Consider the following 19,770-nt stretch of genomic DNA (forward strand, 5'->3'; position numbering starts at 1 on the left):
GAACTTTCGGCCACACCCAAAACTCTACGCCCGGCCGTTCCCCGTCGTGCACGCTCGCGGCGTGAGTGTGAGTACCCCGGCGACCTACGGCTATCGATCTGTCCTGCAGGTTCCTGGCATGCGGAGCGTGTTCCTCGCGCACGCAGTGTCGATGGTGGGGACGGTCGCGGCTCAGGTCGCCCTGTCGATCGTGGTGTTCGAGCGGACCGGGTCCGCGTTGCTGTCGGCGCTGGTGCTGGTGTGTTCGTTCCTGCCTTATGCGCTGGGTGGGGTGCTGTTGTCGTCGGTAGCGGACCGCTTCCCGGCGCGACGGGTGTTGGTGGTTTGCGACGTGTTGAGCGCGGTGTGCATCGGGGTGATGGTGATCCCGGGTATGCCGGTCGCGGCGTTGCTCGGGTTGTTGCTGGTGAGCGGGATCATCGCGCCCGTCTTCGCCGGGGCGCGAGCGGCGAGTCTGGCGCAGTTGCTGCCGCAGGACCTGTTCCCGATCGGACGCTCGTTGCTTCGGGCAATCAGCCAGGTGACCGTGCTGACGGGGTTCGCGCTGGGTGCGACAGCGGTCGCCGCGATCGGCTCTACCTGGCTGCTCGCGCCCGACTCGGCGACCTTCCTCGCGTCCGCGCTGCTCATCGGCCTCGGTACGCCGTACACCCCGGCGGGCAGCCGTACGAGCACCACGATCGCCGACTCCTGGACGGGTCTGCGTTACCTGTTCGCCAACGCCCGGCTCCGCCACCTGATCATGCTGACCTGGGTCGCGCCGGCCTTCTCCTCGGTCCCGGACGGACTCGCGGTCGCCTACACCGCCCAGGCGGGTTCAGTGGCCGCGAAGGCGGGCGTCCTCTTCACCGGCTACGCGGCCGGCACAGTACTCGGCGAGCTCGTCGTCGCGCGGTTTACCCCTTCCACGCGGCGACGGCTCGTCGTCCCCTTGCTTCTTGCCAGTCAGATCCCCGCAGTCGCCTTCGTGGCCACGCCGAACGTCCCGATCGCGGCCGTCCTGCTGGCGATCGCCGGCGCCGGGTACGCCTTCAACCAGGGGATCGACCCGCTGATCCTTCAGGCGGTCGACCCGTCGTACCGCGGCCGCCTGTTCACCGTCCAGACCAGCGGCCTGATGGCGATCCAGGGCGTCAGCATCGCGCTGGCCGGCGTCGTCGGCACCTTCCTCGCACCGAACCTCACCATCGCCGCCGCCGGAGTCCTCGGTACGGCGGCCACCCTGCTGATCGCCCGTCAGGCGCTCGACCGCACCACCAAGGGCGCGGTGACGAGCCGTCCCGGCTGATCGGTGTCGCCACTGATCTCGCGCAGCGCGCGCTCGAACAGGCAACGCGCGATGTCACGCAACGGAATCCGTGCCGTCGTCAGCGGAGTGTCGAGCATGCTCGCGAACGGAAAGTCGTTGAACCCGGTGACCGCGACATCCTCGCCGACCGTGATCCCGCGCCGCTGCAACGCGCGCATCGCGACCACGGCATAAGCATCGTTGTCCGCCACGAACACATCCGGCCGATCGGCCTCGGCGACGTACGCCGCGACTGCCTCCAGCGAACCGAACGACCGTACGACGGCGGACGGGAACTCCCGCAGGAACCCGGCCTGCCGCTGATGCACCCACGGCAGCGCACTGTCCGTCGCGAGGTACACGGCCCGCTCGCGGCCGGTCGACCGCAGATGCTGCGCGATCCCCACCATCGAGGTCTCGTTGTCCACGTCGACCCAGCACTGCCGATGCTGCGGCCCGGTCCGCCCGAACGCCACGAACGGGAACCGCCGCTGGCTGAGGAACTCGATCCGTTCGTCCTTCGGCATCGTCTCGAGTACGACGATCGCATCGACCTGCCGGGCCGCGATCAGCCTCTCGTAGAGGGCGATCTCGGTCGCGCCCTCGGTCGGCGTGGTGACGTGAACGCCGTACCCGGAGATCGCTGCCGCCTTCACCAGACCGCCGAGGAGACCGTGCAGGAAGCCACCCAGGCCGGGGTTCTGCTCGCTGAACGTGTCGTCCTCGAGGTACAGCGGCAGCCCGATCACCTGACTGCGGCCGGACGACAGCGCCCGGGCCGCGTGGTTCGGCATGTACCCGAGCTCCTCGATCGCGGCGCGGACGGTCTGGACCGTCGGCTCGCTCACCCGATGCGGCGCGTTCAGCACGTTCGACACCGTCATCGCCGACACCCCGGCCAACCGGGCCACGTCCGCGACCGTCGTCCGGCGTGGTTTCCTCTGCTCCGCCAATCCAGCCCCCTCAGTCAGTTCCGCACGATCCTGGCCACCCCAGCCACTGGTACGTCGATCGCCCACAGCTCCGGCGGTGTCGTCGTACTGCGATACACCTCCGTGCCCGAGCAGTCCGACACTACGAGGTCGACCGGTCCAGGCCCGGCACCCTCGACGATGAGCCGGCCCGAGCTGCCACCGTTCACCAGCACCACCGGCAGATGCGAGTCGGCCAATCGCACCACAGGATTGGTGAAAGCGGCCACCACGGTCGTCGAGCCGACAGCCCGCACCTGCGGATACCGCGCGTCCGGCCGCGACGGAACCAGTACGCCGTCCAGCAGTACGCCGGCGTGATCGCGGAGGAACCCGAGCCAGTACCGCACGACCCGCTCGTGCTCGGCGGACAACGCGTTGAGCTCCATCGACACCTGCGGCGTACTGAACATCGCGCCGATGAACTGCTGGGCCACGGTCTCCGCCGACGCGTCGGGATGCCACATCAGCATGTCCGAGTGGACCGCGCGACCGCCGGCCAGCAGTCGGCTGTCGATGGTGCGAACCCGGTTCTCCACCGGGTCCATCGCGCAGTCGCCGGCCCGCAGGAACGTGCCGAACTGCCACAGCCGTGGGTTCACGTAGTCCTGCCGGAACTCGATCAGCACGTCCGGCCGCAACCGCTTCAGCTCAGTGGTGACCGCCTGTAGGAACAGCTCGACGCCCTCGTCGACGGACGTGCAGTCGCCGTCAGGCGCCGGAGGAGGATTGTCCCAGGCCCACGAGTCGATGAAGTCGAGCTTCAGGCCGTCGACTCCCCAATCACGCACCGGCCGGATGCAGCACTCGACCAGATGCTCGCGCACCTCGGTATAGCGCGGGTCCAGCACCGCGGTGACCTGTCCGTCGGCGAACCCGAGGGTGCGGTCCTTCAAGCGGTCCCACGCCTTGGAGTGCACACCGATCAGCGGCGGCGCGAGCCAGAGCACGTAGCTCAGTCCGAGATCGTGCACGCGTCGTACATGCTCGGACATGTCGGGGAATGTCCGGCTGGTCGGCTCCCAGTCACCGCAGTACGCGTAGCCGCGCGCGGTGTCGTCCGTCTGCCAGCCGTCGTCGACGATCACGGCCGCACAGCCGTACGCCGCCCCGTCGCGGGCGTGACGCTCGACCGACTCGGCGGACACGTGCTGATGGTCGCTGTACCAGGTCGAGTACATCGGCTGCCGGGCCAGCTCAGGCACCGGCACGATCCGGTCGCCGAGCTCGGCGGTCCAGTCGGCGGTGACACCGTCGAGCGCCTCGGCGAAGTGCAGGTCGCGGACGTCGATCCGCAGGACGAAGCTCTGGCCTTCGACGTCGTCGACGATCAACTCGACCAGTTGCTCGGCGGTCTCCTCGTGAACCCCGATGGCGAAGTCGCAGCCGCGGACGTCCGACGACAGCGACACGGTCAGCAGGTTCCGGTCCTGCGCGTCGACCAGGGTGCCGACCGGCGCGGAGCGGACCGACCGGATCTCACGACGAGAGCCCCAGTCGGTCGGCAGCTCTCGCCGCGACGATTGCGTCGCCCGCCACAGTGACACCGCCGACTCGGCCGGCCAGGCGAAGCGCAGGGTGACCGGACCGGCGGCCACCACCTCGTACCGCAGTACGCCCGGCTCGGTCGTCGGCAGCTCGGTCACCGACGCCGCGCCGCTCGCTGTGCCGGTCCGGCACAGGCCGCCGGGGGAGCGGATCTCGAAAGTCGTCACGCCGTGGACTATAGCGGTAAAACCAAGACCTCAGAAGGTATTGACGGAATTGGTCCACCTCTCTAGTTTTAGCGCTAATATCCGATGTTCCGAGGAGTGGCCGTGCTGGCTCTGACCTCCGGCAACAGCTACGTCGAGGACGCCTTCGCCTGGGCCCGGAAGCGGGCCCTGGACTGGGTCCGGACCGACGCCGCGCCGGGCAATCTGCCGTCGTACTGGGCCGGTTATCCGTCCCGGCCGATGTTCTACTCGCGCGACGTCTGCCATCAGGCGGCCGGCGCGCATCTGCTCGGCCTGGACGCGGAGAACTTCGCGATGTTCCGGCATTTCGCCGCCTCGGCGACACCGGCCCGGAAGTGGTTCCCGATCTGGGCGTTCCACTTCGACGGGCGCATCGCCGCACTCGACTACCACCACGACGAGCACTTCGTCCGGGAGATCCCCGCGGTGTTCGATCTGACCTACCGGGCGCTGGAACAGTACGACTGGACCGGCGACCGCCGATGGCTGGACGATCCCGACCTGGCGGCGTACTACCGGCACAGCATCGGCGAATTCGTCGCGGCACACGACAGCGACGGCGACGGCATCCCCGAGGCGGGCGGGACCGGGGACATCTTCCTCGGCACCGCCACCTACAACGAGCGGGAGGCGCCGCTCATCGTCGCGGGCGACGGCCTGGCCCTCCAGTACGCCGTACTCCGCAAACTCGGGCACCATGCCGAGGCCGACCGGATCCAGGCGACCTTCCTCGACGACTGGTGGAACGGGGAACAGTTCGCGCGTGGGCGGACCAAGGACGGGTTCGACTACGGCTGGGGACTGGAGTCGCACGATCTGGTCGCGCTGTTCGGACTGAGTGGGACCGGCGAACGCAACGAGCGGCTCCTGGACTATGTCGAAGCCCAGCTGGAGACCCACCCTCCGCTGAACATCGAGTCGTTCAGCTACCTGCCCGAGCTGCTGTTCCGGAACGGTCGCGGCGAGTCGGCCTGGCGCTGGACGAAGCACCTGATCGACAGCCGGGACGACTACCCGGAGATCTCCTTCACCGTCATCGAACACCTGGTCGCCGGACTGCTCGGGCTGCGCCCGGACGCCCCGAACGCGGCCCTGACGATCGAGTCCCACCTGCCGGCCGAGATCGACTGGCTGACCGCCGATCACGTCCGGGTCGGCGACTGGGATCTCCGCATTCACCAAGAAGGCCGGCGTACGACCGAAGTCACCGTGCACAGCGGACCCGGGCCGCTCACGGTGACGGTCGGCCGCACCGGTCCCCGCACGATCGAGCCCGGTCGGACCGCCCGGGTCAGCACACCGACGAAGGACCCCTCATGAAGCTTCCCTATCGTTTGCTGCCCGCTGCGACGGCACTCCTGCTGGCCGCAGGGTGCGCCACCGGCAGCCAGCCCGCCGCCAACAACTCCAAGGACGACGGCGGCTCCGCCGACATCACCTTCTCGTTCTGGGGCACGAACTCCGAAGCCGCGTCGCTGAAGGCGATCGCGGCCAAGTTCGAGCAGGCCAACCAGGGCACGAAGGTGACCACGAACTGGATCCAGTCCGACTACGAGCAGAAGATCCAGACCTCGATCGCCGGCGGCACCCAGTCGACCGTGATGGAGATCAGCAACACCAGCCTGGCCGGGTTCGCGCCCAGCTTCGCCGAGCAGCAGGTCGACCCGGGCAAGTACGTGCAGCCGAACATCTCCTCGGCGCTGCAGTTCCAGGGCAAGTACTACGCGACGCCGTTCGCGGCCAAGCCCAAGGTGATGGCGATCAACGTCGACGCGTTCAAGGCTGCCGGCGTACCGTTGCCCAGCACAACGACTCCGCTGACGCTGGACGAGTTCAAGACGATCGCGGCCAAGCTGTCGCACGGTGACGGCAAGGCTCGCGTCTTCGGGTCGAGCAATCTCTGGTACCGCGGCTGGCTGACCGCGGCCGGCGGCGGCTACTACAACGCCGACGCGAGCCAGTGCACCTTCGGCGACGAGACCGGCGTGAAGACCGCGCAGTACGTCGTCGACATGCAGAAGGAGCGGTACGCGCCGACCTCGCTGGACATCGAGGGGCAGGACCAGGCGCAGTGGTTCGCGGCCGGCCGGCTGGCCACCTTCAGCGACTTCGGGCCGTGGACGGTCGCGGACTTCGCCAAGATCAGCAAGCCCGCGTGGACGCTGGTCCCGGTTCCCGGCAAGGGATTCCCGATGGAGGTCGACGGGCTCGCGATCAGCAAGAAGGCGACCGGCAAGCAACTCGAGACGGCGAAGAAGTTCGTCGAGTTCGCCAGCACCCAGCAGGTTGCCCAGGACCAGCTGATCCAGGGCAACACGGCCCTCGGCGTACCGATCATCGCCGCCTCGACGCCGACGCTGGAGAAGGTGCTGCCGGCCGACCGCAACCTGGCCGCGTTCACCACCGCGCTGAAGAACGGCCAGGTCGGTGTCTCGGTCGCTCGCGAGGCGCAGATCTCCGGCGACGCGGACAAGGGGATGACCAGCTACACCCCGCTCGGCAGCGGCAAGGACGACGTCGCCAAGGTGCTGCCGCAGCTCGCCGCCAAGTGCACCGACGCGCTGAAGCAGCAGTGAGGTAGTCCATGAACCCGACCATCGGCTGGATCCGCGAACTCGCGGCGTCCCTGGGCGTCCCCGCCGTACTCGTGCCGCTGGTCCCGTTCCTGCTCCTGCTGATCGTCCTGTACGCCGTCATCGGACTGGCGGCGTACGGGGCGAAGCGGAAGTGGCCGCGGGCCGACAAGACGATCGCGTTCTGGCTGTTCGTCTCGCCGTGGCTGATCGGCTTCGCCATCTTCACGGTCGGCCCGATGGCGTCCTCGATCTACGTCAGCCTGACCTCGTGGGACCTGATCACGCCGCCGAAGTTCGTTGGCCTGGCCAACTACAGCGAGGCGCTCCAGGATCCGCGGGTCGGACAGGCGCTGAAGGTGACGCTGCTGTACGGATTGATCAGCGTGCCGCTGCAGACCGCTCTGGCGTTCCTGGTGGCGATGCTGCTGAACGCCGAGTTGCCCGGGATGCGGTTCTTCCGGACCGTCTGGTACCTGCCCAGTCTGGTGTCCGGAGTGGCGCAGATGGTGCTGTTCCTGTGGGTGTTCAACCCGCAGTACGGCCTGGCGAACGACGTACTGGGGAAGTTCGGGATCACCGGGCCTGGATGGTTCAGCGATGCGTCCTGGGCGTTGCCGACGGTGATCCTGATGAGCCTGTGGACGGTCGGCGGCGCGATGGTGATCTACCTGGCCGGGCTGAAGGACGTGCCGTCGAACCTGTACGAGGCGGCGGCGCTGGACGGCGCCGGTCCGGTGCGGCTGTTCTGGCACGTGACGCTGCCGCAGATGTCGCCGATCATTCTGTTCAACGCGCTGACCGGGATCATCGGCGCGCTGCAGATCTTCACCCAGGGCTTCATCGCGAACGGTGGCCCGAAGGATTCGCTGCTGTTCTTCGTCTACTACCTGTACGACAACGCGTTCCAGAACTTCCGGATGGGCTACGCGTCCGCGCTGGCCTGGATCCTGTTCGTCATCATCCTGGCGCTGACCGCGGTGACGGCCCGGGGGAGCGCGTTCGCCGTGTACTACGAGTCCGAGCAGTCCGGCGGCCGGAAGAGGAGAAGGCGATGACAGTCCTGGCGGAGTCACGGCCGGCGGTGGCGTTCCGCACCGACCGCCCGTTCTGGCGGCGCAACATCTCGCTCACCGTCGTGCTGTACGTCGTTCTCGCCCTCGGGTCACTGGTGTTCGTGTATCCGTTCCTGTGGATGCTCGCGACGTCGCTGCGATCGCTGGCCGGGGTGGGAAGCTCCGGCGCGAGTGTGTGGCCGCATGAGTTCCTCTGGGACAACTACACCCGGGCGATCACGTCGTTCCCGTTCTGGCGGTACGCCCTCAACTCGGTGCTGACCACGCTGATCCCGATCATCGGCACGGTCTTCTCGTGTTCGCTCGCGGGCTTCGCGTTCGCGCGGTTGCGGGTGCGGTTCTCGGGCGTCGTGTTCGCCGTCGTCCTGGCGACGATGCTGCTGCCGGGGGAGGTGACGATGGTGCCGCAGTTCATGCTCTTCAACAACCTCGGCATGATCGACACGCTCTATCCGCTGATCCTGCCGGCGTTCTTCGGGTCGCCGTTCTACATCTTCCTGTTCCGGCAGTTCTTCGCCCGGATGCCGTCCGAGCTCGCCGACGCCGCGGTCGTGGACGGATGCGGGTGGTTCAAGACGTTCTGGCTGGTCTATCTGCCGCTGGCCCGCCCGGCTGTCGTGGCGGTCTCGATCCTGCTGTTCATGGGCTACTGGAACAACTTCCTCGGCCCGGCCATCTACATCAACTCCGACAAGTGGAAGACGCTCCCGCTCGCACTGGCCGGGTTCCAGTCCGTCAACGGCACGGACACCCCGTTGCTGATGGCAACGTCGGTGCTGATCACAATGCCTTGTCTGGTGCTGTTCTTCGTCGCGCAGAAGCACATCACCAATGGAATCACGTTCACAGGCGGCCGCTGACTGATGGACAAGCTGTTGGTGTTGTGAGGCCTGATCAGTCGCGGCCCAGGATGCCTTGTTCGTAGCCCTTCGCCACTGCTGCTGCTCGGTCGTTCACGCCGAGCTTGGTGAAGAGGTGGCTGAGATGCGTCTTGACCGTGGCCTCGCTGATGAACAGCTCGCGGGCTATCTCGCGGTTCGAGGTGCCCATGGCAACGAGTGCGAGGACCTGGCGTTCGCGGGGAGCCAGCGGACTCGGCGCCGGGGTGCGGACGGCCGAGACCAGGCGGGAGGCGACGGCAGGGGAGAGGACCGTCCGTCCGGCCGCAGCTTCGCGGACGGCCGTGAACAACTCGTCCCGCGGAGCGTCCTTGAGCAGGTAGCCCGTCGCGCCGGCCTCGATCGCGGGCACGGTGTCGGCATCGGTGTCCCAGGTGGTGAGGACCAGGACCTTCGCGCGAGCGCCGCCGCGGGTCAGTTCCTTGATGGCGTCGAGCCCGCCGCCTCCCGGCATGCGCAGGTCCATCAGGATCACGTCGGGGTCGAGGTCGGCGGCCAGTGCGACCGCCTCCACGCCGTTGGACGCCTCCGCGAGCACGGTGAAGCCGGGCACCGACTCGAACATGCCGCGCAGGCCGTTGCGGACGACCGGATGGTCGTCGACGAGAAGCAGCGAGATCTCACTCATGGAGCACCAACGGTACGCGAGCCGACACCGCCGTACCGGAGCCCGGCTCGGCCTCGACGGTGAGCGAGCCGGCGATCCGCTCGGCCCGGGCACGCATGCCCTCCAGACCGAAGCCGCCGGTGCTGCTGCGGGCGGGTAGTGCGAGCGGTTCGAACCCCTTGCCGTCGTCGCGGATGTCCAACGTGACCTCGTCGTCCATGAAGCTGAGGGTGACCCCGACCCTGGTTGCGGCCGCGTGCTTGGACACGTTCGCCAAGGCTTCCTGAGTGATGCGCAGGAGAGTGGCCGAGACCTCCCCATGCAGGTGCTGCGCAGTACCTGTGAGCGTGAACTCCGTGCGTACGCCGGTCCGGTCCGCCCACTGGTCGACTGTCTTGTGCAGCGCCTCGGGAAGGCCGTCGTACGACAGACCCGCGGGCGCGAGGTTGTGGACCGAGCGGCGGGCTTCGCCCAGGCTGTGCCGGGCGAGCTCGGTCGCGCGGTCCACGTGCTCCCGCGCGGCCGCGTGGTCGGACGTGGTCGCGACAGCCTGGAGCTGGGCGATGATGCCGGTCAGGCCCTGGGCGATCGTGTCGTGGATCTCCGCCGCCAGCCGCCGGCGTTCGTCGGCGATGCCCGCTTCCCTTGCCTGGACGAGGAGTTGAGCCTGCAGCGCGGCGTTCTCGTCGCGGGCCTGCTGGAGCTCGACGATGGTGGCCGCCCGGCCCCGGGACCGTTGTTCTTCCTGTTCGCTGAAATGGATGACGAGCGTCAGCATCACGTTGTTGCCCGCCAGGAGGACCGCGAAGACGATCCACTTCATCCCGCCGTCGACAGGGATCCCACTGGTCTGCGCCCCCGCCACCGGGATCGAGCAGGCGAACAGCGCGACCCGTCTCCAGCGTCGTCCGGGAATCAGTTCCTCGGCATCGAAGTACCCCGCCACGGCGTAGAAGGCGAAGAAGGGGTTCATCAGGGTGAGCGCGAAGCCGATCGCGTAGCGGATCGCGTAGTACGCGACCGACAGCCGGCTCGGACCGCGGCGGGTGCGGTCGCCCCACCAGAGCTGGAGCGCCACGGCCGCGACGACGAGAGTCGCGGCCGTGGTCTGCCGGGCCTCGGTCGGCATGATCAGCTCGACCGTGGCGGCCGATAGGAGGGCTCCGAGGACGAGCAGACCAAGCGGCTGCCACCGCCGGAACACCTGCTGCCGCTGATCGATGTCCGCTTCCACTGTCGTCACCCTGTCAGTCTCCTACTCCCAGCGGAACCAGCGGATGGCGGCCGCCGAGAGGACGATCGCCCAGGCGGCGAGTACGCCGAGGTGCGACCACGCCGGCCAGTCTCCGGCCGCGGCCTGGCCCAACGCGCGGGCCGCCGCTCCGAAGGGGGTCGCCTCGACGATGTGCCGCAGGACGTTCGGCATGTTCTGCACAGGCAGCCAGACACCGGCGCAGAACATGCTCGGGAAGAACACCGCCGAGCCGATCGCGCTCGCGACCTTCGCCGTACCGGCCAACGCGGTCACCAGCGCACCGATGGCCAGCGCGACGGCGGCGGTGAGCAAGAGTGCCAGCGCATACCCGAACGCCTGCTGTGGAAGCTTCACGTCGAAGACCAGCCGGCCGATCGTGAGGCAGACCAGCGCCGACGCCAGCGCCGTGGCGCCGTTCAGTCCCATCTGCGCGATCAGCAGGGCGGACGGGCGGACCGGAGTCGCCGACATCCGGCGCAGGATGCCGCGCTCGCGATAGCCGGTGATGACCGGCGGCATCGTCTGCAGGCCGGTCACGATCAGCGCGACCAGCACGAGGATCGGCACGTACAGGTCGATCAGCCGGAGACCGCCGAGGCCGGCGTCGACCTTCCGGAACGACGGGATGCTGCCGAGGATCACCAGCAGCACGGGTGGGAAGCCCAGGGTCCAGAAGAGGATGCCGGGCTCGCGCCGGAACAGCCGAGCCTCGGTACGCAGTACGGCGGCGAAGGGAGAGGCGGTGCCGCGAGGAGTCGCGGTCGGAAGAGTGGCGGCGGTGGTCATTGTGCGGCTCCGGTCAGGTCGAGGAAGGCGTCGTCCAGCGTGGCGTCGGTGACCCTGAGCTGGTGCGCGGTGATGCGGTGCCGGGCGAGGAGCGAGAGCAACGCGGTGACGGTGTCGTCAGTCCCGCCGAGCGTGATCCGGTCGTCCTTGTACTCGACCGAGGCCAGCGCCGGCAGTGCGGCCAGCTCCTCCTCGTCGAGCGGCGCCGACGGCGTGAACGAGATGACGGTCGATCCGGCCGTCCGGCTGATCAGGCCGCGCGGCGTGTCGAGCGCGGTGATGCGGCCCTTGTCGATCAGGGCGATCCGGTCGCACAGCCGCTGCGCTTCCTCCATGAAGTGCGTGACAAGCAGGACGGTAACGCCTCGCGCGCGGACGTCCTCGACGATCTCCCAGGTGTCACGGCGGGCGCGCGGGTCCAGCCCGGTCGTCAGCTCGTCGAGGACGACCACCCTGGGGTTGCCGATCAGCGCGAGCGCGATGAACAGCCGCTGCTTCTGGCCGCCGCTGAGGACGCCGAACCGGGTCTTCAGGTGAGCGGTCAGGCCGAGACGTTCGGCCAGCGGCCGCCAGTCGGCCGGGTTCGGGTACAGGGCGGCGTACAACTCGAGTGCCTCGCGCACGGTGAGCTTGGCCTGCAGCTCGCTCTCCTGGAGCTGGGCGCCGAGGACCTGGGTCACCGCCGCGTGATCGGCGACCGGGTCGAGCCCGGCGACCCGGATCCGGCCCGCGTCGGGGACCCGCAGGCCCTCGATGGACTCGACCGTGGTCGTCTTCCCGGCACCGTTCGGGCCGAGGATCCCGAAGATCTCGCCCTCCTCGACGGTGAACGACACACCGTCGACGACGGTCCGGTCGCCGTAGGACTTGCGCAGATTACTGACTTCGACGACAGCCCCACGGGCCGCCGTTCTCGTACTCGCCGTGGTCATACGACGAGCCTCGCGGACGACCCACCCACCCCACATCGCCCATCAAGATCGACCCGGCATCAACCGATCGGCTGATGCCGGGTGTACGCCGCCTACTTGGTGTAGAGGGCCTCGACGTCGGTCTCGTGGTTCTTCATCACGACGTGCCGGCGGAGCGAGAGCTTGAGCGACAGCTCGCCGCTCTCCTGCGTCCAGTCGGTCTCGAGGATGTGGAACTTCTTGATCCCCTCGGCCTTGGAGACCGAGCCGTTGGCGTCGTCGACAGCCTTCTGGATCTCGGCGATCAGGTCCTCGTCGGCGGTCAGCGACGCGACGTCGGTGGGCTTGCCGCGCTCGGTCGCCCACGGCACGATCGTCTCCGGGTCGATCGTGATCAGGGCCGCGATGAACGGCTTGCCGTCGCCGACGACCATGCACTGACTGACCAGCGGGTGCAGCCGGATCTGGTCCTCCAGCACGGTCGGCGCGACGTTCTTGCCGCCCGCGGTGACCAGGATCTCCTTCTTCCGGCCGGTGATCTTGATGAAGCCGTCGACGTCGAACTCACCCAGGTCGCCGGTGTGGAACCAGCCGTCCGCATCGATCGCGGCGGCGGTCGCCTCGTCGTTCTTCCAGTAGCCCTGCATCACCTGGCCGCCCTTGAACAGCAGCTCGCCGTCGTCGGCGACCCCGACCGAGACACCGGGCAGCGGCCGGCCGACGGTACCGATGCGGATGTCGTCGGGCAGGTTGACCGCCACCGCCGCCGTGGTCTCGGTCAGGCCATAGCCCTCCAGCACCGGTACGCCGATGCCGCGGAAGAAATGGCCGAGCCGGTGACCCAGTGGCGCGCCGCCGGAGACGGCGTACTGGACCTGGCCGCCGAGGACGCTGCGCAGCTTGCTGTAGACGAGCCGGTCGAACAGCGCGTGCTTGGCCTTCAGCCCGAACGACGCGCCGCCCTTGTCCTGCGCCTGCGAGTAGGCGATCGCGGTGTCCGCGGCGGCGTCGAAGATCTTGCCCTTGCCCTCCGAGTGCGCCTTCTGGCTGGCCGAGTTGAACACCTTCTCGAACACCCGCGGCACGCTGAGGATGAACGTCGGCTTGAACTCGCCGAGGTCGGGGACCAGGTTCTTCACGTCGGCGGTGTGGCCGACCTTGACCATCTTCATCACGCAGCCGACCTGGATGATCCGGGCGAACACGTGGGCCAGCGGCAGGAACAGCAGCGTGCTCGCGCCGTTGACGTCGAACAGGCCGTCGAGGATCTTCACCGCCGGGCCGAGCTCGTCCAGGAAGTTCGAGTGGCTGATCTTGCAGCCCTTCGGGCGGCCCGTCGTACCGGAGGTGTAGATGAGCGTGGCGAGGTCGCTCGGCACGACCGCCGTACGGCGCTTGTCGAACTCGGTGTCGCTGATCTCCTGGCCGAGCACGGTCAGCTCCTCGACGGCGCCGGCCTCGATCTGCCAGACCTCCTGCAGGTGTGGGGCCTCCGGCCGGGCGGACTCGACCACCGCACCGTGAGCGGCGTTCTCGGCGATCGCGACGACCGCGTCGGAGTCGGTCAGGATCCACTGCACCTGCGACGCCGACGAGGTCTCGTAGATCGGCACCGTGACCGCGCCGATGGTCCAGATCGCGTAGTCGATCAGGGTCCACTCGTACCGGGTCGCGCTGAGCAGGGCGACCCTGTCGCCGTGCTTCACTCCGGCCGCGATCAGGCCCTTCGCGACGCCGGTCACCTGGCGGGCGAACTCGGCCGCGGAGACGTCGAGCCACCCTCCCCCTGAGTCCGACCCGACCCGCCGGCTGAACACAGCGGTGTCAGGATGGGAGGACGCGTTCGCCCAGACGGGGTCGCTCAGGCTCCCGGTGGGTGGCTCGGTCACAGCAGGAACGGTGTACTCACGCATCCGCGTCTCCTCAGTCGGTCACGAATTGTCGACTCCGGCGCACGCTACAGTCACCTACCCACAAGTAGCCAGGTTCGTGTGACCCAAGAAACAGGTGCCCGCAGCAATGCCCACGCTCGACCTCAGTTGCGACGACCTGGTCGTTGCTGATCCAGCCTACGTCGCCGAGCGGCTCGGTTCGGACACCCTCTGGCGCGAGTGGTGGCCGGAGCTGACCCTGACCCCCTCCGAGCGGCGCGGCCTGGAGGGCGTGCGCTGGTCGGTGACCGGCGCGGCCGTCGGTACGGCGGAGTGGTGGCTGGAGCCGGTCCGCGACGGAGTCGTGGTGCATTGGTACTTGCGTGTCGATCCGCGCCGGCCGGTCCGCGGCCGGGCCCTGGACAGGCTGCGCGAGCGGTACGTCGCGGCGTACCGGGAGCGGATGTGGCGGTTCAAGGACGAAGCCGAGGCAGGCCGCGCGGCGGGCGAGCACCGTTCCGGATCCGATCCCGCGATAGTCTCCGGTGAGGACACCGCACCCGGCCGTCCTGGTACCACTCGTCCCACCGGATCCCGCACCACCAGCCCTGGCAACTAGCATCACCACCGCACTTTCAGTTCTCGCACCACCAGCCCTGGCAACTAGCATCACCACCGCACTTTCAGTTCTCGCAGTTACCACCAGCCCTGGCAGTGAAGAGGTGTATCAATGGCGGAACAGACCACCTCGACCATCGTGGTGAACGCGACCCCGAAGCAGATCATGGCGGTGATCGCGGACTTCGCGGCGTACCCGGAATGGGCCGACTCGATGCGGGAGACCGAGGTGCTGTCCACCGACGAGGCGGGCCGGCCGAAGCAGGTACGCTTCCGGGTCGACGCGGGGGCGATCTCGGACGAGTACACGCTGGCGTACACGTGGTCCCGCAACGAGGTGACCTGGACGCTGGTGCAGGCCAAGATGGTGAAGGGGATGGACGGCGCCTATGTACTGCGCGACCTGGGTCCGGACGGCCAGGAGGGGACCGAGGTGACGTACCGGCTCGCCGTCGACGTGGCGATCCCGATGATCGGCATGCTGAAGCGCAAGGCCGAGAAGGTCATCATCGACACCGCCCTGAAGGGCCTCAAGAAGCGCGTCGAGTCGTAAGTCCGTGACTCGGGTCCTGCTGTACACGGGTAAGGGCGGCGTAGGCAAGACGACCTCCGCCGCGGGAACGGCCACGCTCGCCGCGCTGCGCGGGCTGCGCACGCTGGCGCTGTCGACCGATGCCGCGCACTCGCTGTCGGATGCGTTCGACTGCGAGGTCGGTGGTGAGCCGACCGAGGTCGACGACCTGCTGTTCGTCCAGCAGATCGACGCCCAGCGCCGGTTCGAGCGGTCCTGGGGCGACATCCAGGCGTACCTGCGCTCGGTGCTGAACATGGTCGGGGTCGACCCGATGGAGGCCGAGGAGCTGACCGTGCTGCCCGGCGCGGAGGAGGTGCTCGCGCTGCTCGAGGTGCGCGACCACTTCCGGTCCGGGCGCTGGGACGTGATCGTGGTCGACTGCGCGCCGACCGCCGAGACGCTCCGCCTGCTCGCGTTGCCTGAGGCCCTGAATTGGTACATGGGCCGCATCTTCAACGCCGAGCGCAAGGTGATGAGAACCTTCCGGCCGTTCCTGAGTCGTCCGTCGGGCATCCCGGTGCCGGACGACACGGTCTTCGACGCACTGCGGCGGTTGCAGAGCGACCTGTCGGACATCCGCACGTTGCTGGCCGGCCCGGACGCGTCGGTGCGGCTCGTGCTCACGCCGGAGGCCGTGGTCGTTGCCGAGGCGCGGCGTTCGCTGACCCGCCTCTCGCTGTACGGCTACCGCGTGGACGGCGTGGTGGCGAACCGCGTGTTCCCGGCCGCGGGCGCGGACACTTGGCGGCGTCAGTGGGTCGCGGCGCAGCGCGGGATCCTCGAGGAGGTCGCCGACTCGTTCCGGCCGTTGCCGATCTGGGAATCGCCGTACCGGGTCTGTGAGCCGGTGGGCGTCGAGGAGCTGGCCGCCTTCGCGGTCGAGATGTACGGCGGGGACGACCCGTTCGCCCGGGCCACGGACGAGACGTCGCTGTGGGTGGACCGGCACATCGACACCGACGGCCGCACCTACACGCTGACCATGCCGTTGCCGCTGGCCTCCGCGAACGAGCTGGAGCTGGCCCGGCACGGCGACGAGCTGATCATCACGGTCGGGTCGTATCGCCGGGTGCTGCCGCTTCCGGCCGCGCTCGCGCGTGGAGTGGTCGCGGGTGCGCGACTGGACGAGGGACGGCTGCAGGTGCGGTTCGCGCCGCGCGAGTCGGCGCGCCCGGTGCCGTCCGGCGAGGTGCCGAGTGGGACTGGACCGCTGGAGTCCGCGCAGGAGCTGGCGCAGGGCCTGACAGCGGAGTATCACGAGCAGTTGACCCAGCAGCGTGCGCGCGAGGCAGCGATCGGGAGGGCCGTTGAGTAAAGAGCCGATCGGTAGCCTCGCTGAGGAGGCGGCCAAACTGTTCGCCGTACTGCAGCATGCGGCCGATGTGGATGAGACGAAGCATTCCGAACCGACACCGGCGGCGGATGAAGAGCACCAGCACAAGCTCGGGCCGGACTGCGTGTGGTGCCCGGTGTGCCAGCTGATCCACAAGGTGCGCAACACCAGCCCGGAGACGATCGAGCAGCTGTCCGCCGCGGCCGCGCACGTGCTCGGCTCGGTGCGATCGTTGCTGGAGGCAGCGGCCGCGGCAGCCCGGCAGGGCCAGGAGGACGCAGCGTCGCGCTCCGCCGAGCAGAAGGACAAGCAGGAGGACGAGCCGACCCGGCCGACAGTGGACCGGATCGACGTGAGTGAGGACCCCGAACCATGGGACTGACCATCGGCATCGATGTCGGCGGAACGAAGATCGCGGCAGGCGTCGTCGACGCGGACGGCACGATCGGTGCCCGCGCGAATCGCGACACCCCGGCGGACTCGGTCGACGACACCGCGGCGGCGATCTGCGACGCGGCCGCCGAGCTGATCGCCGCGCACGAGGTGGAGGCGGTCGGGATCGGCGCCGCCGGGTTCGTGTCCTCGGACCGGTCGACGGTGCTGTTCGCGCCGAACCTCGCCTGGCGGGACGAGCCGCTCGGCGCCCGGGTCGCGGAGAAGCTGAAGATCCCGGTCGTGGTCGAGAACGACGCGAACGCGGCAGCCTGGGGTGAGTTCGCCTTCGGCGCCGCGAAGGACGTCGAGCACATGCTCTGTCTCACCATCGGCACCGGGATCGGCGGCGGGGTCGTGATCGGCGGCGAGTTGTTGCGCGGTGCCCATGGGGTGGCGGCCGAGCTCGGCCACATGCGCGTCGTACCGGGTGGGCATCGATGCGGGTGTGGATCGCGGGGGTGCTTGGAGCAGTACGCCTCCGGGCGTGCGCTCGTCCGCGAGGGGCGGGCGCAGGCGGAGGCTGGTTCGCTGGCGGCGATGCAGATGCTCACCGTGTGCGGGATCTCGGACCCGGCCGGGCTGACCGGGCCGATGATCACCGAGGCGGCCGCGGCCGGCGACCCGTGCGCGGTCGAACTGCTCGAGGATCTCGGCCGGTGGCTGGGGGAGGGCCTGGCGAGCCTCGCGACCATGTACGACCCGACCACGATCGTGATCGGCGGGGGCGTGAGCGCGGCGAAGGACCTGTTGATGAAGTCCGCCCAGGTCGCCTTCGAGCGGAACCTGCCCGCCAGGGCCAACCGCCCGCACCCGTCGTTCGGGCTCGCCGAACTGGGTAACGACGCCGGCCTGATCGGCGCCGCCGACCTGGCCCGTCGCCCCGCCCCACCCGCGGAGAAAACCCGGTGATCCCGGGCGCGCGGGATACTGGAGGTAGTCCGGCGGGGGCTGGGGGTACGGCGAGGAGGGTCGTGCAGTGGCTCTGACGCAGGCTTTGACGATCGGGATCGACATCGGCGGGACCAAGGTCGCCGCCGGGGTGGTCGACCCGGAGGCCAACATTCTGGACCGGGTGCGGCGGGACACGCCGACGACGGATCCGAAGGAGACCGAGGACGCGATCGCGGAGATCGTCCGCGACCTGGAGTCCCGGCACGACGTGATCGCGGTCGGTATCGGCGCGGCCGGGTTCGTCGACGGGACACGGTCGTCGGTGCTGTTCGCACCGCACCTGGCCTGGCGGCACGAGCCGCTGCGGGACGCGGTCGAGCGCAGGCTCGGGCTGCCGGTCGTGGTCGAGAACGACGCGAACGCGGCGGCCTGGTCGGAGTGGCGCTTCGGCGGCGGTCAGGGTGAGAGCCACCTGGTCTGCGTCACGCTCGGCACCGGCATCGGCGGCGCGATCCTGAACGACGGTGCGCTGCAGCGCGGGAAGTTCGGCATCGCGGGTGAGTTCGGGCACATGCAGGTCGTGCCGGGCGGGCATCGGTGCGAGTGCGGCAACCGCGGCTGCTGGGAGCAGTACGCGTCCGGCAACGCGCTGACCCGGGAGGCGCGGGAGCTGGCGCTGTCGGGTTCGCCGGTCGCCCACAACCTGCTGCGCGCGGCAGGCGGCGATCCGCGCAAGATCAATGGTCCGATGGTGACCGAGCTGGCCAAGGACGGCGACCCGGTCGCGGTCGAGTTACTCGAGGACGTCGGCCGTTGGCTCGGGATCGGGCTCGCCAACCTGGCCGCCGCGCTGGACCCGGGCACGTTCGTGATCGGTGGCGGTGTGTCGGACGCCGGGGAGCTGCTGCTGGCGCCGGCTCGCGAGGCGTTCAAGCGGACGCTGACCGGTCGCGGGTTCCGGCCGGAGGCGCGGATCGTGCGTGCTGTCCTCGGCCCGGAGGCCGGCCTGGTCGGTGCTGCCGATCTCGCGCGGGAAGAGGCGACCTGGTTGCGCCGGGTCCGCGTGAAGACGACCGCCGTGACCGCGAAGACCGCGGCCGCCCGGAGTCGCTCCACGCGGCTCGAACGAGCAGCACGCAAGTCGGCCGCCCGGCGTACCGGCATGCGCGCCGACCCCGACCTCCAGCACGCCGACCTGAACGGCGACCCTGAAGCATGAGTGAAGGCCCGCCTCTGCTGCGGGTTTTGTCGTACAACGTGCATCGGTGGGGTGACGATCGGGCTGCGCTCGCGCGGGCGGTGAAGGCGTGTGCACCGGACGTGATGCTGGTGCAGGAGGCGCCGACCTGGTGGGGGACCCGGCGGAAGCGGCGTGCGATGGCGGCGAGCTTCGGCATGCGGTACGTCGCCGCGTCGGCCCGGAACGCGATCCTGGTTGCCGATGGCACCGATCTGGTGGAGCCACTGCACTGGCGGATCTGGCGCCCGTTCGTACGGCGCCGGCTGAACCTGATCGCCACCCAACTCCCCGGTGGTGCCGTCGGCGGCCGCGTCACCCTGGGTTCCACCGATCTGGCCCTGATCGTCTGCCACCTCGGCCTGCACATCCGCGGCCGCCGGCACGAACTCGAACAGGTCCTCCGCGGCTGCCGCTCCTTCAACCTGCCGTACCTCCTCGCCGGCGACCTCAACGAAGAACCCGACGGCCAGGTCTGGAAGCGCCTCGCCGCCGAAGGTCTCACCGACCTCGGCGCCGATGCCGGCCCGACCTACAGCTCCTCCAACCCGCACAAGCGCATCGACGGCGCCCACGCCACTCCCACCCTCACCGCCCGCATCGTCCCCATCCCCGCCATGGCGCGCCCCGACCTCCCCGCCGCCTCGGACCATCTCCCGATGCTGATCGAGCTCAGTTCGCCAAGAACCGGTTGACCTCGCCGACCAGG

Annotated in this window: 19 protein-coding genes; 12 read left to right on the forward strand and 7 right to left on the reverse strand. The window is 69.1% G+C overall.

The features are described 5' to 3' along the window. The first annotated feature begins 61 nt into the window (after positions 1–61). A complete protein-coding gene (locus AB0I34_RS37095; RefSeq protein WP_360454798.1) occupies positions 62–1,288 on the forward strand; it encodes an MFS transporter in 1,227 nt (408 codons plus the stop codon). On the opposite strand, the gene AB0I34_RS37100 is transcribed toward AB0I34_RS37095, so the two are convergent. Together AB0I34_RS37100 and AB0I34_RS37105 are read right to left on the reverse strand one after the other, a co-directional pair. After that, positions 1,237–2,241: a LacI family DNA-binding transcriptional regulator gene (locus AB0I34_RS37100; protein ID WP_360454801.1), complete on the reverse strand. Its 1,005-nt coding sequence runs from the start codon at positions 2,239–2,241 to the stop codon at positions 1,237–1,239. The genes AB0I34_RS37095 and AB0I34_RS37100 overlap by 52 nt on opposite strands. Positions 2,242–2,255: 14 nt before the next feature. Continuing rightward, positions 2,256–3,974 carry a glycoside hydrolase family 36 protein gene (locus AB0I34_RS37105; protein ID WP_360454804.1) on the reverse strand — a complete coding sequence of 573 codons (1,719 nt, stop codon included), beginning with the start codon at positions 3,972–3,974 and terminating at the stop codon, positions 2,256–2,258. 102 nt (positions 3,975–4,076) lie between these two features. Between AB0I34_RS37105 and AB0I34_RS37110 the strand changes: the two genes are divergently transcribed. From AB0I34_RS37110 to AB0I34_RS37125, 4 genes are read left to right on the forward strand one after another with little or no spacing between them, the layout of a single operon-like run. Beyond that, positions 4,077–5,315, forward strand: a complete 1,239-nt coding sequence (locus tag AB0I34_RS37110) for a hypothetical protein (RefSeq protein ID WP_360454807.1) — start codon at positions 4,077–4,079, stop codon at positions 5,313–5,315. After that, entirely contained in the window at positions 5,312–6,571 is a 1,260-nt protein-coding gene (locus tag AB0I34_RS37115) for a hypothetical protein (RefSeq protein WP_360454810.1), read from the forward strand. Before AB0I34_RS37110 ends, AB0I34_RS37115 begins: the two co-directional genes overlap by 4 nt. 8 nt (positions 6,572–6,579) lie before the next feature. Next, on the forward strand, positions 6,580–7,626 hold the full coding sequence (locus AB0I34_RS37120; protein ID WP_360454813.1) for a sugar ABC transporter permease: 1,047 nt from the start codon (positions 6,580–6,582) through the stop codon (positions 7,624–7,626). Further along, positions 7,623–8,504, forward strand: a complete 882-nt coding sequence (locus AB0I34_RS37125) for a carbohydrate ABC transporter permease (protein WP_360454816.1) — start codon at positions 7,623–7,625, stop codon at positions 8,502–8,504. Before AB0I34_RS37120 ends, AB0I34_RS37125 begins: the two co-directional genes overlap by 4 nt. Positions 8,505–8,538: 34 nt before the next feature. Here AB0I34_RS37125 and AB0I34_RS37130 read toward each other — a convergent pair whose 3' ends face one another. From AB0I34_RS37130 to AB0I34_RS37150, 5 genes are all read right to left on the reverse strand, one after another. Next, the gene (locus AB0I34_RS37130; RefSeq protein ID WP_360454819.1) at positions 8,539–9,171 is read right to left on the reverse strand and encodes a response regulator transcription factor; all 633 of its coding nucleotides are present in this window, start codon (positions 9,169–9,171) and stop codon (positions 8,539–8,541) included. After that, positions 9,164–10,393 (reverse strand): sensor histidine kinase, encoded by a 1,230-nt coding sequence (locus AB0I34_RS37135; RefSeq protein WP_360454822.1) that lies wholly within the window; start codon positions 10,391–10,393, stop codon positions 9,164–9,166. The genes AB0I34_RS37130 and AB0I34_RS37135 overlap by 8 nt, the downstream gene beginning before the upstream one ends. A 12-nt stretch (positions 10,394–10,405) precedes the next feature. Beyond that, entirely contained in the window at positions 10,406–11,191 is a 786-nt protein-coding gene (locus AB0I34_RS37140; RefSeq protein WP_360454825.1) for an ABC transporter permease, read from the reverse strand. Further along, entirely contained in the window at positions 11,188–12,123 is a 936-nt protein-coding gene (locus AB0I34_RS37145) for an ABC transporter ATP-binding protein (RefSeq protein WP_360454828.1), read from the reverse strand. The genes AB0I34_RS37140 and AB0I34_RS37145 overlap by 4 nt, the downstream gene beginning before the upstream one ends. 92 nt (positions 12,124–12,215) lie before the next feature. Further along, positions 12,216–14,015, reverse strand: coding sequence for an AMP-binding protein (locus AB0I34_RS37150; RefSeq protein WP_360454830.1), 1,800 nt, complete (start codon positions 14,013–14,015; stop codon positions 12,216–12,218). Between the two features lie 106 nt (positions 14,016–14,121). Between AB0I34_RS37150 and AB0I34_RS37155 the strand changes: the two genes are divergently transcribed. The 7 genes from AB0I34_RS37155 to AB0I34_RS37185 all read left to right on the forward strand — a co-directional run bounded on the left by AB0I34_RS37155 (position 14,122) and on the right by AB0I34_RS37185 (position 19,756). Further along, the gene (locus AB0I34_RS37155) at positions 14,122–14,592 is read left to right on the forward strand and encodes a hypothetical protein (protein WP_360454833.1); all 471 of its coding nucleotides are present in this window, start codon (positions 14,122–14,124) and stop codon (positions 14,590–14,592) included. Positions 14,593–14,703: 111 nt separating this feature from the next. Continuing rightward, positions 14,704–15,144 carry an SRPBCC family protein gene (locus tag AB0I34_RS37160; protein ID WP_131514654.1) on the forward strand — a complete coding sequence of 147 codons (441 nt, stop codon included), beginning with the start codon at positions 14,704–14,706 and terminating at the stop codon, positions 15,142–15,144. Positions 15,145–15,148: 4 nt separating this feature from the next. Continuing rightward, positions 15,149–16,480 carry an ArsA family ATPase gene (locus tag AB0I34_RS37165; protein ID WP_360454836.1) on the forward strand — a complete coding sequence of 444 codons (1,332 nt, stop codon included), beginning with the start codon at positions 15,149–15,151 and terminating at the stop codon, positions 16,478–16,480. Then, positions 16,473–16,880: a hypothetical protein gene (locus AB0I34_RS37170; RefSeq protein WP_360454839.1), complete on the forward strand. Its 408-nt coding sequence runs from the start codon at positions 16,473–16,475 to the stop codon at positions 16,878–16,880. The genes AB0I34_RS37165 and AB0I34_RS37170 overlap by 8 nt, the downstream gene beginning before the upstream one ends. Further along, on the forward strand, positions 16,871–17,842 hold the full coding sequence (locus tag AB0I34_RS37175) for an ROK family glucokinase (protein WP_360454842.1): 972 nt from the start codon (positions 16,871–16,873) through the stop codon (positions 17,840–17,842). The genes AB0I34_RS37170 and AB0I34_RS37175 overlap by 10 nt, the downstream gene beginning before the upstream one ends. Before the next feature lie 67 nt (positions 17,843–17,909). Next, positions 17,910–19,043 carry an ROK family glucokinase gene (locus AB0I34_RS37180; RefSeq protein ID WP_131514650.1) on the forward strand — a complete coding sequence of 378 codons (1,134 nt, stop codon included), beginning with the start codon at positions 17,910–17,912 and terminating at the stop codon, positions 19,041–19,043. Then, a complete protein-coding gene (locus tag AB0I34_RS37185; protein WP_360454846.1) occupies positions 19,040–19,756 on the forward strand; it encodes an endonuclease/exonuclease/phosphatase family protein in 717 nt (238 codons plus the stop codon). Before AB0I34_RS37180 ends, AB0I34_RS37185 begins: the two co-directional genes overlap by 4 nt. Positions 19,757–19,770 lie beyond the last annotated feature (14 nt).

It is taken from the genome of Kribbella sp. NPDC050281 (genome assembly GCF_040655855.1).
Lineage (GTDB): Bacteria > Actinomycetota > Actinomycetes > Propionibacteriales > Kribbellaceae > Kribbella.

Coding starts and splice junctions, on each gene's coding strand:
- AB0I34_RS37145 (WP_360454828.1), bottom strand. CDS start 12,123: ATGACCACGGCGAGTACGAGAACGGCGGCCCGTGGGGCTGTCGTCGAA.
- AB0I34_RS37140 (WP_360454825.1), bottom strand. CDS start 11,191: ATGACCACCGCCGCCACTCTTCCGACCGCGACTCCTCGCGGCACCGCC.
- AB0I34_RS37115 (WP_360454810.1), top strand. CDS start 5,312: ATGAAGCTTCCCTATCGTTTGCTGCCCGCTGCGACGGCACTCCTGCTG.
- AB0I34_RS37150 (WP_360454830.1), bottom strand. CDS start 14,015: ATGCGTGAGTACACCGTTCCTGCTGTGACCGAGCCACCCACCGGGAGC.
- AB0I34_RS37155 (WP_360454833.1), top strand. CDS start 14,122: ATGCCCACGCTCGACCTCAGTTGCGACGACCTGGTCGTTGCTGATCCA.
- AB0I34_RS37185 (WP_360454846.1), top strand. CDS start 19,040: ATGAGTGAAGGCCCGCCTCTGCTGCGGGTTTTGTCGTACAACGTGCAT.
- AB0I34_RS37160 (WP_131514654.1), top strand. CDS start 14,704: ATGGCGGAACAGACCACCTCGACCATCGTGGTGAACGCGACCCCGAAG.
- AB0I34_RS37130 (WP_360454819.1), bottom strand. CDS start 9,171: ATGAGTGAGATCTCGCTGCTTCTCGTCGACGACCATCCGGTCGTCCGC.
- AB0I34_RS37125 (WP_360454816.1), top strand. CDS start 7,623: ATGACAGTCCTGGCGGAGTCACGGCCGGCGGTGGCGTTCCGCACCGAC.
- AB0I34_RS37175 (WP_360454842.1), top strand. CDS start 16,871: ATGGGACTGACCATCGGCATCGATGTCGGCGGAACGAAGATCGCGGCA.
- AB0I34_RS37120 (WP_360454813.1), top strand. CDS start 6,580: ATGAACCCGACCATCGGCTGGATCCGCGAACTCGCGGCGTCCCTGGGC.